General features: G+C 70.1%; 16 protein-coding genes. 11 read left to right on the forward strand and 5 right to left on the reverse strand.

The genetic code is table 11. The annotated features are described in order from the left end of the window. Positions 1-14: 14 nt before the first annotated feature. The 6 genes from QQM39_RS06025 (at position 15) to pssA (ending at position 6434) form a co-directional block, all read left to right on the forward strand. Positions 15-2063: a protein meaA gene (locus tag QQM39_RS06025; RefSeq protein ID WP_301995588.1), complete on the forward strand. Its 2049-nt coding sequence runs from the start codon at positions 15-17 to the stop codon at positions 2061-2063. Further along, positions 2060-3025 (forward strand): CoA ester lyase, encoded by a 966-nt coding sequence (locus tag QQM39_RS06030; protein ID WP_007385825.1) that lies wholly within the window; start codon positions 2060-2062, stop codon positions 3023-3025. Before QQM39_RS06025 ends, QQM39_RS06030 begins: the two co-directional genes overlap by 4 nt. Before the next feature lie 5 nt (positions 3026-3030). Next, positions 3031-3558, forward strand: a complete 528-nt coding sequence (locus tag QQM39_RS06035; protein ID WP_301995590.1) for a MaoC family dehydratase — start codon at positions 3031-3033, stop codon at positions 3556-3558. 2 nt (positions 3559-3560) lie between these two features. Continuing rightward, positions 3561-4766 carry an acyl-CoA dehydrogenase family protein gene (locus QQM39_RS06040; protein WP_031475707.1) on the forward strand — a complete coding sequence of 402 codons (1206 nt, stop codon included), beginning with the start codon at positions 3561-3563 and terminating at the stop codon, positions 4764-4766. 170 nt (positions 4767-4936) lie between these two features. After that, on the forward strand, positions 4937-5596 hold the full coding sequence (locus QQM39_RS06045) for a phosphatidylserine decarboxylase (RefSeq protein ID WP_301995591.1): 660 nt from the start codon (positions 4937-4939) through the stop codon (positions 5594-5596). Between the two features lie 22 nt (positions 5597-5618). Next, positions 5619-6434, forward strand: coding sequence for a CDP-diacylglycerol--serine O-phosphatidyltransferase (pssA, locus tag QQM39_RS06050; protein ID WP_062710457.1), 816 nt, complete (start codon positions 5619-5621; stop codon positions 6432-6434). Between the two features lie 206 nt (positions 6435-6640). On the opposite strand, the gene QQM39_RS06055 is transcribed toward pssA, so the two are convergent. Continuing rightward, the gene (locus QQM39_RS06055; protein WP_302003494.1) at positions 6641-7759 is read right to left on the reverse strand and encodes a glycerate kinase; all 1119 of its coding nucleotides are present in this window, start codon (positions 7757-7759) and stop codon (positions 6641-6643) included. A 235-nt stretch (positions 7760-7994) separates the two neighbouring features. Between QQM39_RS06055 and QQM39_RS06060 the strand changes: the two genes are divergently transcribed. Both QQM39_RS06060 and QQM39_RS06065 read left to right on the forward strand, forming a co-directional pair. Next, the gene (locus QQM39_RS06060; RefSeq protein ID WP_301995592.1) at positions 7995-9074 is read left to right on the forward strand and encodes an ADP-ribosylglycohydrolase family protein; all 1080 of its coding nucleotides are present in this window, start codon (positions 7995-7997) and stop codon (positions 9072-9074) included. 79 nt (positions 9075-9153) lie between these two features. Then, positions 9154-9648 (forward strand): NUDIX hydrolase, encoded by a 495-nt coding sequence (locus QQM39_RS06065; protein ID WP_301995593.1) that lies wholly within the window; start codon positions 9154-9156, stop codon positions 9646-9648. A gap of 13 nt (positions 9649-9661) precedes the next feature. Here the strand turns inward: QQM39_RS06065 and QQM39_RS06070 are convergent, their stop codons facing one another. Continuing rightward, positions 9662-9862: a DUF2191 domain-containing protein gene (locus QQM39_RS06070; RefSeq protein WP_302003495.1), complete on the reverse strand. Its 201-nt coding sequence runs from the start codon at positions 9860-9862 to the stop codon at positions 9662-9664. Positions 9863-9939: 77 nt separating this feature from the next. Here QQM39_RS06070 and QQM39_RS06075 point away from each other — a divergent pair, with 77 nt between their 5' ends. Both QQM39_RS06075 and QQM39_RS06080 read left to right on the forward strand, forming a co-directional pair. Further along, positions 9940-10665 carry a Sir2 family NAD-dependent protein deacetylase gene (locus QQM39_RS06075; protein WP_301995594.1) on the forward strand — a complete coding sequence of 242 codons (726 nt, stop codon included), beginning with the start codon at positions 9940-9942 and terminating at the stop codon, positions 10663-10665. 44 nt (positions 10666-10709) lie between these two features. Continuing rightward, entirely contained in the window at positions 10710-11078 is a 369-nt protein-coding gene (locus QQM39_RS06080) for a VOC family protein (RefSeq protein WP_301995595.1), read from the forward strand. Between the two features lie 10 nt (positions 11079-11088). Here QQM39_RS06080 and QQM39_RS06085 read toward each other — a convergent pair whose 3' ends face one another. After that, entirely contained in the window at positions 11089-11577 is a 489-nt protein-coding gene (locus QQM39_RS06085; protein ID WP_301995596.1) for a methylated-DNA--[protein]-cysteine S-methyltransferase, read from the reverse strand. 13 nt (positions 11578-11590) lie between these two features. After that, positions 11591-13072: a DNA-3-methyladenine glycosylase 2 family protein gene (locus QQM39_RS06090; protein WP_301995597.1), complete on the reverse strand. Its 1482-nt coding sequence runs from the start codon at positions 13070-13072 to the stop codon at positions 11591-11593. Between the two features lie 154 nt (positions 13073-13226). Between QQM39_RS06090 and QQM39_RS06095 the strand changes: the two genes are divergently transcribed. Next, positions 13227-13589 carry a metalloregulator ArsR/SmtB family transcription factor gene (locus QQM39_RS06095; protein WP_301995598.1) on the forward strand — a complete coding sequence of 121 codons (363 nt, stop codon included), beginning with the start codon at positions 13227-13229 and terminating at the stop codon, positions 13587-13589. A 42-nt stretch (positions 13590-13631) separates the two neighbouring features. On the opposite strand, the gene QQM39_RS06100 is transcribed toward QQM39_RS06095, so the two are convergent. Further along, a complete protein-coding gene (locus QQM39_RS06100; protein WP_302003496.1) occupies positions 13632-14078 on the reverse strand; it encodes a hypothetical protein in 447 nt (148 codons plus the stop codon). Positions 14079-14150 lie beyond the last annotated feature (72 nt).

The raw sequence follows: 14150 nt of genomic DNA on the forward strand, positions 1-14150 counted from the left end.
ACCCGAGGTCATAGATGACTGAGCGTCAGCCCGCCGAAGGCAAGCGGGAGAAGGACCGGCCGTGGCTCATGCGGACCTACGCCGGTCACTCCACGGCCGAGGCGTCCAACGAGCTGTACCGGCGCAACCTCGCCAAGGGCCAGACCGGCCTGTCGGTGGCGTTCGACCTGCCGACGCAGACCGGCTACGACTCCGACCACATCCTCGCCCGCGGCGAGGTCGGCCGGGTCGGTGTGCCGGTCGCGCACCTCGGTGACATGCGCCGGCTGTTCCAGGACATCCCCCTGGAGCAGATGAACACCTCGATGACGATCAACGCCACCGCCATGTGGCTGCTGGCGCTCTACCAGGTCGTCGCCGAGGAGCAGGGCGCGGACATCACCAAGCTCCAGGGCACGACCCAGAACGACATCGTCAAGGAGTACCTGTCGCGGGGGACCCATGTCTTCCCGCCGGGGCCCTCACTCCGGCTGACGACGGACATGATCGCGTACACGGTCTCCCACATCCCGAAGTGGAACCCGATCAACATCTGCAGCTACCACCTGCAGGAGGCGGGCGCCACGCCGGTCCAGGAGATCGCGTACGCGATGTCCACCGCGATCGCGGTTCTCGATGCCGTACGCGACTCGGGGCAGGTCCCCGCCGAGAAGTTCGGGGACGTCGTGGCCCGTATCTCCTTCTTCGTGAACGCGGGCGTCCGCTTCATCGAGGAGATGTGCAAGATGCGGGCGTTCGGGCGGATCTGGGACCAGGTCACGCGCGAGCGGTACGGCATCGAGAACCCCAAGCAGCGCCGCTTCCGGTACGGCGTCCAGGTCAACTCCCTCGGTCTGACCGAGGCGCAGCCGGAGAACAACGTCCAGCGGATCGTCCTCGAGATGCTGGCCGTGACCCTGTCGAAGGACGCACGCGCGCGTGCCGTGCAGCTGCCCGCCTGGAACGAGGCCCTGGGCCTCCCCCGGCCCTGGGACCAGCAGTGGTCGCTGCGCATCCAGCAGGTCCTGGCGCACGAGAGCGACCTGCTGGAGTACGAGGACATCTTCGAGGGCTCGCACGTCATCGAGGCGAAGGTCGCGGGGCTGGTCGAGGAGTCCCTCGCGGAGATCGAGCGGATCCAGAAGATGGGCGGCGCGATGGCCGCCGTCGAGTCCGGCTACCTCAAGTCGCAGCTCGTCTCCTCGCACGCCGAGCGCCGGGCTCGTATCGAGTCCGGGCAGGAGAAGATCATCGGCGTCAACATCTTCGAGACGACGGAGCCGAATCCCCTGACGGCGGATCTCGACACGGCCATCCAGACGGTCGACCCGGCCGTCGAGGCCCGTGTCATCGCCTCGCTCCAGCACTGGCGTGACACCCGCTACCAGCCGCCCTTCAACCACCCGCGCCCGTGCAAGGCGCTGGAGAAGCTGAAGGAGGCCGCGAAGGGCACCGCCAACCTCATGGAGGCCACCCTGGAGTGCGCCCGCGCCGGTGTCACGACCGGCGAGTGGGCCGGGGCCCTGCGCGAGGTGTTCGGCGAGTTCCGGGCGCCGACCGGCGTGTCGTCGGCCCCGGTGGCGGTCCCCGCCGAGGAGGGCTCGGCCATGTCCGAGGTGCGCCGCAAGGTCGACCTGACGGCCAAGGACCTCGGCGTCGGCAAGCTCCGCTTCCTCGTCGGCAAGCCCGGCCTGGACGGGCACTCCAACGGCGCCGAGCAGATCGCCGTGCGGGCCCGTGACGCCGGGTTCGAGGTGGTCTACCAGGGCATCCGCCTGACGCCCGGGCAGATCGTGGACGCGGCCCTCGCGGAGGACGTGCACGCGGTCGGCCTGTCGATCCTCTCCGGCTCGCACGCGCAGCTGGTGCCGGACGTGCTGGAACGGCTCCGTGTGGCCGGTGCCACAGATATACCCGTCATCGCCGGTGGGATCATCCCCAATGGCGACGCCGAGCAGCTCAGGGCTGCGGGCGTGGCCGCGGTCTTCACCCCGAAGGACTTCGACATCACCGGCATCATCGGCCGCATCGTCGACGAGATCCGGAAAGCGAACAAGCTCGACCCCCTGGAGGTCCCCGCATGACCACGCCCGTCAACCGTCTGCGTCCGCGGCGCTCCTGCCTCGCGGTCCCGGGAAGCAATCCCCGCTTCCTGGAGAAGGCGCAGGGCCTCCCGGCCGACCAGGTCTTCCTCGACCTGGAGGACGCGTGCGCGCCGCTCGCCAAGCCCGAGGCGCGGCACACCATCGTCAAGTTCCTCAACGAGGGCGACTGGACGGGCAAGACGAGGGTCGTGCGCGTCAACGACTGGACGACCGAGTGGACGTACCGCGATGTCGTCACGGTCGTCGAGGGTGCCGGCCAGAACCTCGACTGCATCATGCTGCCGAAGGTGCAGACGGCTGAGCAGATCGTCGCCCTCGACCTCCTGCTGACCCAGATCGAGAAGACGATGGGCTTCGAGGTCGGCAAGATCGGCATCGAAGCCCAGATCGAGAACGCCCAGGGTCTGAACAACGTCAACGAGATCGCGACGGCCTCCCAGCGCGTCGAGACGATCATCTTCGGCCCGGCCGACTTCATGGCGTCGATCAACATGAAGTCGCTCGTCGTGGGCGAGCAGCCGCCCGGCTACCCGGCGGACGCCTACCACTACATCCTGATGAAGATCCTGATGGCCGCCCGCGCCAACAACCTCCAGGCGATCGACGGCCCCTACCTCCAGATCCGCAACATCGACGGCTACCGCGAGGTCGCCCAGCGCGCCGCCGCCCTCGGCTTCGACGGCAAGTGGGTGCTGCACCCGGGCCAGGTCGAGGCGTCCAACGAGATCTTCTCGCCCTCTCAGGAGGACTACGACCACGCCGAGCTGATCCTGGACGCGTACGACTACTACACGTCCGAGGCGGGCGGCAAGAAGGGCTCCGCGATGCTCGGCGACGAGATGATCGACGAGGCCAGCCGCAAGATGGCCCTGGTCATCTCCGGCAAGGGCCGCGCCGCCGGCATGCAGCGCACCAGCAAGTTCGAGATCCCGGAGGCCTGACCGCCATGCAGTTCGGACGCACCTACGAGGAGTTCGAGGTCGGGGCGACGTACAAGCACTGGCCGGGCAAGACGGTCACGGAGTACGACGACCACCTGTTCTGTCTCCTCACCATGAACCACCACCCGCTCCACATGGACACGAACTATGCGGAGAAGACGACGGACTTCGGCAAGAACGTCGTCGTCGGCAACTACATCTACTCCCTCCTGCTCGGCATGAGCGTGCCGGACATCTCCGGCAAGGCGATCGCCAACCTGGAGATCGAGTCGCTCAAGCACGTGGCGCCGACCTTCCACGGCGACACGATCTACGGCCAGACGACCGTGCTCGACAAGTGGCCGTCGAAGTCGAAGAACGACCGCGGCATCGTCTACGTCGAGACCAAGGGCTACAAGCAGGACGGCACGCTGGTCTGTGTCTTCCGCCGCAAGGTCATGGTCCCCACCGAGACCTACATCAAGGAGCGCGGTGGCGAGCAGCCCGGCCGCCCGGAGCTGCTGGACATTTCAAAGCGAGAGCAGGAGAAGTAGTCATGGCGCGACTCGCCCAGACCGCCGGTCTGACCGACATTCAGCAGGAGATCCTCTCCACCGTCCGCGACTTCGTGGACAAGGAGATCATCCCGGTCGCGACCGAGCTGGAGCACCGCGACGAGTACCCGCAGCAGATCGTCGACGGCCTCAAGGAACTGGGCCTCTTCGGCCTGATGATCCCCGAGGAGTACGGCGGTCTGGGCGAGTCGCTCCTGACGTACGCGCTGTGCGTCGAGGAGATCGCCCGCGGCTGGATGTCGGTCTCCGGCATCATCAACACGCACTTCATCGTGGCGTACATGCTCAAGCAGCACGGCACGCAGGAGCAGAAGGACCACTTCCTGCCGCGCATGGCGGCCGGCGACATCCGCGGCGCCTTCTCGATGTCGGAGCCGGGCCTGGGCTCCGACGTGTCGGCCATCACGTCGAAGGCGGTGAAGGACGGCGAGGAGTACGTCCTGAACGGCCAGAAGATGTGGCTGACGAACGGCGGAACGTCGTCTCTGGTCGCCGTACTCGTCCGAAGTGACGAAGGACACCCCGAGGGCACCGCGCCCCACAAGTCGATGACGACCTTCCTGGTGGAGAAGGAGCCCGGCTTCGGAGAGGTCCGCCCCGGCCTCACCATCCCGGGCAAGATCGACAAGATGGGCTACAAGGGCGTCGACACGACCGAGCTCATCATGGACGGCCTGCGAATTCCGGCCAATCGGGTACTCGGTGGCGTAACGGGCCGAGGTTTTTACCAGATGATGGACGGCGTCGAAGTCGGGCGCGTCAATGTGGCGGCGCGTGGCTGTGGCGTCGCTCAGCGTGCGTTCGAACTCGGCGTCCAGTACGCCCAGCAGCGGCACACCTTCGGCAAACCGATCGCCCAGCACCAGGCGATCCAGTTCAAGCTGGCCGAGATGGCTACCAAGGTCGAGGCCGCGCATGCCATGATGGTGAACGCGGCACGCAAAAAGGATTCAGGGGAACGAAACGACCTTGAGGCTGGGATGGCGAAGTACCTCGCCTCCGAGTACTGCAAGGAGGTCGTGGAGGATGCCTTCCGGATCCACGGCGGCTACGGCTTCTCCAAGGAGTACGAGATCGAGCGCCTCTACCGTGAGGCTCCGATGCTGCTTATCGGTGAAGGTACCGCCGAGATCCAGAAAATGATCATCGGTCGCAGGTTGCTCGAAGAGTATCGGTTCCAAGGCTGATTGTCCGCATGCGGGGTGTTTTCTTGGAGAAGAAGATCACACCCCGTCAGCACTCTTCAGTCGCCGACTCGACTTCCTGGCTTGCCCAGTTGTGGCCCGCGACCGGTACGATCCCGGGAAAGCCGCCGTCCCCTGATACCGCGCGGCATCATCCGCTACGAAGGTCATCCATGCCCCACAGCCAAACCTCTGCACCACGCGACAGCCAGGTCGGCGGCGTACGCCTCGCGCGCGGAGCATCGCCGTGGCTTCTCCCGACCGTCGCCACCGCAGCCGTCAGCCTGCTGCGCGCACGCCGCTCCGGCGTCGCCAAGGCCGTCGCCGTGCCCGCCACCGCTCTCGCGGCGGGCATGCTGTGGTTCTTCCGCGACCCCGAGCGCGAGATCGCCCAGGGCCGGGTCATCTCGCCCGCCGACGGTGTGGTGCAGAGCATCATGCCGTGGAAGGACGGCCGCACCCGCGTCGCGATCTTCATGAGCCCGCTCAACGTCCACGTGAACCGCGCGCCGCTCTCCGGCACGGTCACGTCCGTGGAGCACATCCCCGGCGGGTTCGTTCCGGCGTTCAACAAGGAGAGCGAGAACAACGAGCGCGTTGTCTGGCACTTCGACACCGAACTCGGCGACATCGAGATGGTCCAGATCGCCGGCGCGGTGGCCCGTCGCATCGTCCCCTACATCCCGCAGGGCACGAAGGTCGAGCAGGGCGACCGCATCGGTCTGATCCGCTTCGGCTCGCGTGTCGACATCTACCTGCCCGAGGGCGTGGAGGTCGCGGTCGAGGTGGGGCAGAAGACCGTGGCTGGGGTGACTCGCATTGACCGTGATTGATCCTGATACCCAGGCGGGGTGGGTGCCCGAGGCCGACGAGGTGGACGAAGAAGAGGAGATGCCCCTCTCTCTCCGCCTGTCGATAGCGGACACTCTCACCCTCGGCAACGCCACGTGCGGCTTCATGGCGGTGTACTTCACCACCACCGGCATCCTGATCCCGCACCTCTCGGGTGACTATTCGGGCATGGCCCGCAACAGCGCGGCCACGGCCGTAATACTGATGCTGTGCGCGGCTGTCTTCGACCTGTTCGACGGCCTGGTGGCGAGGAAGCTGCGCTCCTCCCCCATGGGCGCGGAGCTGGACAACCTCTCCGACCTGATCAGCTTCGGGCTGGCGCCGGCGTACTTCGTCCTCGTCTACGGCATGGTCGCCAACGACGCGCACCAGCGGGTGGCGGCGGTCGGGGCGATCGTGGTTCTGCTGGCGGTGGTGCTGAGACTCGCGCGCTTCTCGTGCGTGACCGTCCCGAACGGCATGTTCCAGGGCATGCCCTCGCCGTTCGGGGCGCTGACCGTGGTCTCGATCGTGCTTCTCGAGCTGCCCTTCGTGGCGACGCTGCTGGCGATCCTGGGCACGGCCTGGCTGATGGTGAGCCGCGTGGAGTACCCGAAGCCGCGGGGCCGACTCGCGGTGGCGATGCTGTCCTGGATCGTCGTGTCGATGGGCCTGCTGGCGGCCTGGGCCTTCGACGCCCCGAGCGGCCAGCTCCTCCTCCAGACGGGCTGCGCGCTGCAGCTGGTCATGGGCGCGGTGATCCCCCTGTTCGCCACGGCCCGCCGGGTGAACAACTTCCGCGACAACCGGCGTGAGGCGCGGGCGGCGCAGCTGCCGTAGCGCTCCGCTGGGTGGGGCCCCGGACCGGGTTGGTTCGGGGCCCTTCGCATGTCGCCCCCGCCGCCCCTACCCGTCCCATCCCTGGAGGCCTGCCGCCCCCAGACCCCCGCTTCGGCCCTGAACGGGCCTCGTCCTCAAACGCCGGACAGGCTATAACCAGTCCCTCCGGCGTTTTGAGGAGCCAGGATGGGGCGAGAGAACGTGGGCTAGGCCAGGAAGTCCCGTGCGATCCGCTCCGCCGAGCGCTCCAGGATCGGCCCCGCCTCCGCGATGCACTTCGCGACGTCGGGCTCGACCTCCGTCAGCGGGTACGCCCGGCGGATCCCTGCCCGGCCCAGCGCCTCCGGCGGAAGGGCCAGACGCCCGCATACGGCGACGACCTCCTTGCCGGCCGCGCGGGCGGCGGCAGCGACGCCGGCCGGGGCCTTGCCGTGCAGTGTCTGCTCGTCCAGGGAGCCCTCGCCGGTGATGACCAGATCGGCCCGCTCCAGCGCGGGCGCGAAGCCCAGGACGTCCAGCATGACCTCGATGCCGGCGCGGAAACGGGCGCCGAGGAGGAGCGCGCCGTAGCCGATGCCGCCCGCGGCACCGGCCCCGGGCGCGGCGGCATGCTCGGCGGCCTTGGGGCCGACCGACTCCTCCAGGATCTTCGCGTAGTGCGCGAGGGCCGCGTCCAGCGTCGCCACGTCGTCCGGCGAAGCCCCCTTCTGCGGGCCGTACACCGCCGGTGCGCCCTTCGGGCCGGTCAGCGGGTTGTCGACGTCGCTGGCGAGTACCAGCTCGACCGAGGCCAGCCTCGGATCCAGGCCGGAGAGGTCCGCGGTGGCCAGGTCACCCAGGCCCCCGCCGCCCGGCGCCACCGGCTCCCCGTCGGCGTCCAGGAAGCGCGCGCCCAGCGCGGTCAGCATGCCGGCGCCGCCGTCCGTGGTGGCGCTGCCGCCGACGCCGAACACGATCGTGCGGGCGCCGGCGTCCAGCGCGGCCCGCAGGAGTTCGCCGGAGCCGTACGTGGATGCGGTGAGCGGCGCGAAGACGCCGGCGGGCAGCCGTTGCAGGCCGCTCGCCTCCGCCATCTCCACGACCGCCGTGTCGCCGCGCAGCGCGAACGCCGCCGTCACCTCGTGCCCGAGGGGCCCGGCGACGCGTACCTCCCGCCGCTCGAAGCCGGCCGCGACCGCCGCGTCCACGGTCCCGTCGCCGCCGTCGGCCACGGGCATGGCCTCGACCGCCAGGCCCGGCACCACCCGGCGCAGACCGGCCGTCACCCGCTCGGCGACCTGCACGGCCGTGAGCGAGCCCTTGAACTTGTCCGCGGCGATGAGCACCCTGTGGGCACCGTTCACTGCAGCGTCCGCCACCTTGTCTTCCCCTTGCTCTCCGGGCCCCGCACAGGTGGGGGCCAGTCGCGCCGCTGCGACCTTAACCGGAGGACGCCCCCGCCGTCATGCGCCGACCGGACCCTGAGAACGCCGTACGAGCGCCCTACGGACGTCCTGCGCGCCCGCTGTGCGGACGGCCGGACCCCGCGCGAACGCCCCCGGAATTGGGTAAACCGGTCCTATGACCCCTGTGGGCACTGAGCCAGAGCTCGCCGACCGCGTCCTCGGGGGCTGGCTGGGCCGGATCGCGGGCAACATGCTCGGCAAGCCGGTCGAGCAGGGCGACCTGTGGACGCGGGACCGTATCGATCAGTATCTGCGGCAGGCCGCCGCCCTGCCCCTCACCGACTATCTTCCCGAGCCGATCAGCGAGGACGACGGCTTCGAGCTGCGCCCCGAGTGGCGCCAGTGCGTGCGCGGCCGGATCCACGGCAGCTGCCGCGACGACGACGTCGACTACGCGATCCTCGGCCTCGACCTGCTGGAGACCCACGGCTTCGGCTTCAGCACCGAGCAGGTCGGCGACCTGTGGCTGCTGCGGCTGCCGTATCTGCAGACCTTCACGGCGGAGCGGGCCGCGTACCGCAACCTCGCCAACGGTCTGAAACCGCCGCTCACCGCGACGTACGAGAACCCGTACCAGGAGTGGATCGGCGCCCTCATCCGCGCCGACATCTACGGCTGGACCTGCCCGGGCGCCCCGCGCCGCGCCGCCTCCCTCGCCCGCCGGGACGCGGTGCTGTCGCACACCGGCAACGGCGTGTACGGGGCGATGTGGGCGGCGGCGCTCGTCGCGGCGGCGTTCACGGCGCCCACGGTCCGGCAGGCCGTCGACCGGGCACTCGCCGTCATCCCGGCGAGCAGCCGCCTCGCCCGCACCGTACGCCGGGTTGTCTCGCTCCACGACACCCGGATGACCTGGGAGGACACGCTCACCACGGTCGCCGAGGAGACCGCCGGGCTCGGCTGGATCCACACCGTCCCGAACGCCGCCGTGCTCACCGCCGGGCTCCTGTACGGCGACGGCGACTTCACCCGCACCATCACCCTCACCGTGCGCGGCGGGCTGGACACCGACTCGAACGGGGCGACGGCCGGTTCGGTGGCGGGTGTGCTGACGGGGGCGGCGGCGATCCCGGACCAGTGGACCGAGCCGCTGGAGGACACGGTGCGCAGCGCGGTGTTCGGGTTCGACGGGGTGCGGATCAGCGAGCTGGCGGAGCGGACGGTGCGGCTGGTGGAGGCGGAGGCGGAGGTCTAGCGACGGTGCGCCGGGGGGCGCTTCCCTGCGCGGGGCGTGCGGCCGAGGCACGGCTGGGCAGGCTGGTTACCCTTCCTCAATGACCACCACGCCGGACTTCGCCACGTACATCGCGAGTCTCCCCCGTGTCCTCGCCGGCGCCGCCGCGCTCTTCCGTGACGCGGAGGGCCGGGTGCTGCTCGTGGAGCCCAACTACCGTGAGGGCTGGGCGCTTCCGGGCGGCACGATCGAGTCCGACGACGGTGAGACCCCGCGGCAGGGCGCACGCCGTGAGACGGCCGAGGAGATCGGCCTCGACCGCGAGCTGGGCCGGCTGCTGGCGGTGGACTGGTCGCACGGCACGGGTCGGCCGCCGGTGGTGGCGTATCTGTACGACGGCGGAGTCCTCGGCGAGGACGACTTCAAGGCGATCCGGTTGCAGGAGGAGGAGCTGCTGTCCTGGCGGCTGGTTCCGCGCGAGGAGATCACGGCTCATCTGCCCGGCTCCCTGGGCCGCCGTGTCCTGGCCGCCCTGGACGTCCTCGCGGACGGCGCGGGGACGGTGGAGCTGGAGAACGGTCACCGGGTGGGCTGACCTGAGGGCGGGTTCAGCCCTCGACGTCCCGGGGCTTCGTATCCACCGCGCGCAGCGCCTCGTCGCGTTGGGCGAGCCGGGCCTCCGTGCGGTGGCCGCGCTCGATGTAGTCGCGGACGACGAGCTCGACGGCGTCCTGGGGATTGCCGACGCCCGCGAGGACCATGACTTCCACGACGAGTTCGGCATCGAGTGACACGGCGACCTTGGCCATGGCGGGACGCCAGCACCACACCGGCCAGGTCGAATATCCCTTCGCCGCACGGCGGTCCACCGCCTTACTCTCGGCCCATGAACAGGCCCCTCGTAGCCATCCTCAGCGGCGCAGGCATCTCCACGGATTCCGGGATCCCTGACTATCGCGGGCCGAACGGGCTGTGGCGGCGGGATCCGGAGGCCGAGAAGCTCGTGACGTACGAGTACTACATGGGCGATCCGGAGATCCGGCGGCGCTCCTGGCAGATGCGGCGGCAGAACCGGACGCTCAAGGCCGAGCCCAACGCGGCGCACCGGGCGGTGGCCGAGCTGGAGCGGGCCGGGGTGCCGGTGCGGGTGATCACGCAGAACGTGGACGGGCTGCACCAGCTCGCCGGGATGCCCGCCCGCAAGGTGCTCGAACTGCACGGCAGCGCGCGCGGTGTGCTCTGCACGAAGTGCCATGCGCGCGGTCCGATGGAGGACGCCCTCGCGCGGGTCGAGGCCGGTGAGGAGGATCCGGCGTGCCTGGAGTGCGGTGGCATCCTCAAGTCGGCGACCGTCATGTTCGGCGAGCGGCTCGATCCGGTGGTCCTCGGTGAGGCGGTCGCGATCACCAAGGCGTGCCAGGTGTTCATCGCCGTCGGCAGCAGCCTGCAGGTCCAGCCCGCCGCCGGGCTCGCCGGCGTCGCCGCCGACCACGGGGCCCGGCTGATCATCGTCAACGCCGAGCCGACGCCGTACGACGACCGCGCCGACGACGTCGTACGGGAACCCATCGGCACGGCGCTGCCGAAGCTGCTGCGCGAACTCGCCGGGTAGAAAAGCCGGTGCGGGAATTCGCTGAGTAGATCAGAATCCGTGCCATGACTTCTGCGATCCGCCATGTGACGATCGACTCCGCCGACGCCTACCGCCTGGCCGGCTTCTGGTCCCAGGTGCTGGGCCTGCCCGTCCACGAGGACGACAAGCCCGGCGACGAGGACGTGCTGATCGAGGGCGCGGGTCTGCTGTTCGTCACCGTCCCGGAGCCCAAGACGGTCAAGAACCGGGTGCATGTGGACCTTCAGCCGCAGGACCGCACCCGTGACGAGGAGGTCGAGCGGCTTGTGGCCATCGGCGCCACGCTGGTCGACGACCGCCGCACCCCGGACGGCAGGGGCTGGGCGGTCCTCGCCGATCCGGAGGGCAACGAGTTCTGCGTGGAACGCGGTGCGGCGGAGCGGGCCGGCTGAGCCGACGGGTTCAGAACAGCGCCGCTCCGCTCTCGAAGTCCAGCAGCCGCTTCTTGCGGTCCAGGCCGCCGCCGTACCCGGTGAGGCTGCCGCTCGCGCCGACGACGCGGTGGCAGGGGACGATGATGCCGATCGGGTTCCTGCCGTTGGCGAGGCCGACCGCGCGGGAGGCGGCGGGGTTGCCGAGGGCGTCGGCCAGTTGGCCGTAGGAGCGGGTCTCGCCATAGGGGATGTGGCGCAGCCGGTCCCAGACGCGGCGCTGGAACTCGGTTCCGTTCAGCCGCAGTTCGAGGGTGAACTCCTTCAACTCGCCCGCGAAGTAGGCCTCCAGCTGGTCGATCGCCGCACCGAAGGGCCTCTCGTCTCGCTCGCCGAAGGTCTCCTCGGGTGGTCGGTGGCGCTGTTCGGTCATGTAGAGGCCGCTCAGGACGCCGTCCTCGGCGACGAGGGTCAGGGGGCCGTACGGGCTGTCGATGACGGTGTGCTGCTTCGTCGGCATGTCCTTGAGGTCCTTATACGGGGAGGAAGTTGATCGGGTGGCTGTCCGTCGCCCACAGGTACTGGACGGCGTACGCCCGCCAGGGGCGCCACGCGGCTGCCCGGGCCGTGAGGGCCGCCGGGGTCGACGGGAGGCCCAGCTCCTGGGCGGCGCGCCGGATTCCGAGGTCGGTGGGGAGGAAGGCGTCGGGGTCACCGAGGGCGCGCATCGCGATGACGTCGACTGTCCAGGGGCCGAAGCCGGGGAGGGCCAGGAGCCGGGCCCGGGTCTCCTGCCAGTCGCTGTCCGGGCCCAGGCGTACCTTGCCGGCGGCGAGCTGACGCACCAGCGTCGTGAACGTCGTACGGCGGGTGCGGGGCATCGCCAGTGACTCCGGGTCCACGCAGGCCAGTGCCTCGGGGGACGGGAAGAGGTGGGTGAGGCCGCCCCCGGGGTCGTCGGCCCGCTCGCCGTGGGCGGTGACCAGGCGGGCCGCGTGGGTGCGGGCGGCGGCCGTGGAGACCTGCTGGCCGAGCACGGCCCGTACGGCGAACTCCGCCTCGTCGACCGTGCGCGGCACCCGGCGGCCGGGCGCCTTGTCGACCAGCGGAGCCAGGAGCGGATCCGTGCGCAACTGGTCGTCGATGGCGACCGGATCGGCGTCCAGGTCGAGCATCCGGCGGCACCGGCTGATCGCGACGGTCAGATCGCGCAGGTCGCTGAGGGTGAGGCGGCAGGCGATGTGGTCGGGCTGGGGGGTCAGGGCCACGATGCCGTGGCCGTACGGCAGCCTGAGCGTGCGCCGGTACGCGCCGTCCCGCCACTCCTCGACTCCCGGGACGGCGGTCGCCGCGAGGTGGCCGAAGAGGTTGTCGGGGTTGAGGGGGGCGCGGAACGGCAGGCGCAGGGTGAGTGCGCCAGTGGCGTTGCCCGGACTGCTGTGGGGCGCGCGGGCGCGCAGGTCGGTCGGGGCGAGGGCGAAGACCTCGCGCACGGTGTCGTTGAAGGTGCGGATGGAGGCGAAACCGGCCGCGAAGGCGATGTCGGCCATGGGCAGGGACGTCGTCTCGATCAGGAGGCGGGCCGCCTGGGCGCGCTGGGCGCGGGCCAGGGCGAGCGGGCCGGCGCCCAGTTCGGCGAGAAGCTGGCGTTCGATCTGCCGGGTGCTGTAACCGAGCCGGGCGGCGAGGCCGGGCACCCCCTCGCGGTCCACCACGCCGTCGGCGATCAGCCGCATCGCGCGGGCCACGAGGTCGGCGCGCTGGTTCCACTCCGGGGAGCCGGGGCTGGTGTCCGGGCGGCAGCGCTTGCACGCCCGGAACCCGGCCTGCTGGCAGGCGGCCGCGCTCGGGTGGAAACGCATGTTCTCCGGCTTGGGCGGGACCACCGGGCAGCTGGGCCGGCAGTAGATCCCGGTCGTCACGACCGCCGTGAAGAACCAGCCGTCGAAGCGGGCGTCCTTGGACTGGACGGCGCGCACGCAGCGCTCCGTGTCGATGTGCATCCCCTTCTGCATGCGTCCAGCATCGACCAGCGGGGGCGACGAGGCTGGCGAGAATCCGACATCAGCCTCGGCTGGGCTGGGAGCTGGCGGATTACCCGGGCCGAAGAACCCGGAGACACATGAAGAAGCATTCATGTGTTCAGGTACGATGAGTAAGATACCCGACATGGGTCATGGAGCCGTCACCACCGCGCAGGACGCCACCGAGCGCGTACGTCTGGACGCGGCCAACGTAGCCAAGGTGGCCACCACCCTCCAGGCCCTCTCCACCCCCTCCCGCCTGCTGATCCTGGCGCGGCTGCGGGAAGGTCCGCTGCCCGCCACGGAGTTGGCCGCCGAGGTGGGCATGGAGCAGTCCGCCTGCTCCCACCAGCTGCGGCTGCTGCGCAATCTGGGCCTGGTGGTGGGTGAGCGGCGCGGCCGGTCGGTCGTGTACGCGCTGCACGACCACCATGTCGCCGAGCTGCTCGACCAGGCCGTGTACCACGTGGAGCATCTGCGGCTGGGCATCAGCGACGCGGCCGAGTGAGCCGCGTCGGTCGAGTGAGCCGCGTCGGCCGACCTGGCCGCCTTACGACGCGGTCGGGGCGGGGGTCGGGCCCACACCCCGCAACTGATGGATCTTTCCGCCCAGTTGGGGCCGGAGCCGCTCCAGCACCTCCGGTTTCGCGCTGACCACCCAGCGGGTGCCGACGAGGTACTTGCCGCCGTAGACGGCGGCGGCGTCCAGCCAGGTCAGCTTGAACTTCTCCTGCGGGAACGTCGTGATGAGGTAGTCGCCCCGCTTCGTCCGGCAGACGCCTTCGCGCAGTTCGTCCGCCTCGGTCCGGATCTTGACCTCGCAGCCCGTCAGGTCGGCGATCACCTCGACCTTCGCCGGCGCCACGACGCCGACCGCGGTGGCGGAGACGTTCGTCGGGCTGCTCTTCGCGGCGGTGCCCTCGTCCTCACTCCCGCCGCACGCGGTGGCCAGGAGCAGAAGAACCAGACTGCCGGTCGCCGTCGCGGTACGGACGATGGTCGCGCTACGGCCGATGCTGCCTCGGTCGATTCATCGGTCGCTTCCTCGGTTGATTCCTCGCTGTGACTG

Source organism: Streptomyces sp. DT2A-34 (genome assembly GCF_030499515.1).
Classification (GTDB): domain Bacteria; phylum Actinomycetota; class Actinomycetes; order Streptomycetales; family Streptomycetaceae; genus Streptomyces.

Excerpts from the sequence above, each read along its gene's own strand:
- QQM39_RS06025 (WP_301995588.1), top strand. The coding sequence starts at position 15 with ATGACTGAGCGTCAGCCCGCCGAAGGCAAGCGGGAGAAGGACCGGCCG.
- QQM39_RS06030 (WP_007385825.1), top strand. The coding sequence starts at position 2,060 with ATGACCACGCCCGTCAACCGTCTGCGTCCGCGGCGCTCCTGCCTCGCG.
- QQM39_RS06035 (WP_301995590.1), top strand. The coding sequence starts at position 3,031 with ATGCAGTTCGGACGCACCTACGAGGAGTTCGAGGTCGGGGCGACGTAC.
- QQM39_RS06040 (WP_031475707.1), top strand. The coding sequence starts at position 3,561 with ATGGCGCGACTCGCCCAGACCGCCGGTCTGACCGACATTCAGCAGGAG.
- QQM39_RS06045 (WP_301995591.1), top strand. The coding sequence starts at position 4,937 with ATGCCCCACAGCCAAACCTCTGCACCACGCGACAGCCAGGTCGGCGGC.
- QQM39_RS06060 (WP_301995592.1), top strand. The coding sequence starts at position 7,995 with ATGACCCCTGTGGGCACTGAGCCAGAGCTCGCCGACCGCGTCCTCGGG.
- QQM39_RS06065 (WP_301995593.1), top strand. The coding sequence starts at position 9,154 with ATGACCACCACGCCGGACTTCGCCACGTACATCGCGAGTCTCCCCCGT.
- QQM39_RS06070 (WP_302003495.1), bottom strand. The coding sequence starts at position 9,862 with ATGGCCAAGGTCGCCGTGTCACTCGATGCCGAACTCGTCGTGGAAGTC.
- QQM39_RS06075 (WP_301995594.1), top strand. The coding sequence starts at position 9,940 with ATGAACAGGCCCCTCGTAGCCATCCTCAGCGGCGCAGGCATCTCCACG.
- QQM39_RS06080 (WP_301995595.1), top strand. The coding sequence starts at position 10,710 with ATGACTTCTGCGATCCGCCATGTGACGATCGACTCCGCCGACGCCTAC.
- QQM39_RS06085 (WP_301995596.1), bottom strand. The coding sequence starts at position 11,577 with ATGCCGACGAAGCAGCACACCGTCATCGACAGCCCGTACGGCCCCCTG.
- QQM39_RS06090 (WP_301995597.1), bottom strand. The coding sequence starts at position 13,072 with ATGCAGAAGGGGATGCACATCGACACGGAGCGCTGCGTGCGCGCCGTC.
- QQM39_RS06095 (WP_301995598.1), top strand. The coding sequence starts at position 13,227 with ATGGGTCATGGAGCCGTCACCACCGCGCAGGACGCCACCGAGCGCGTA.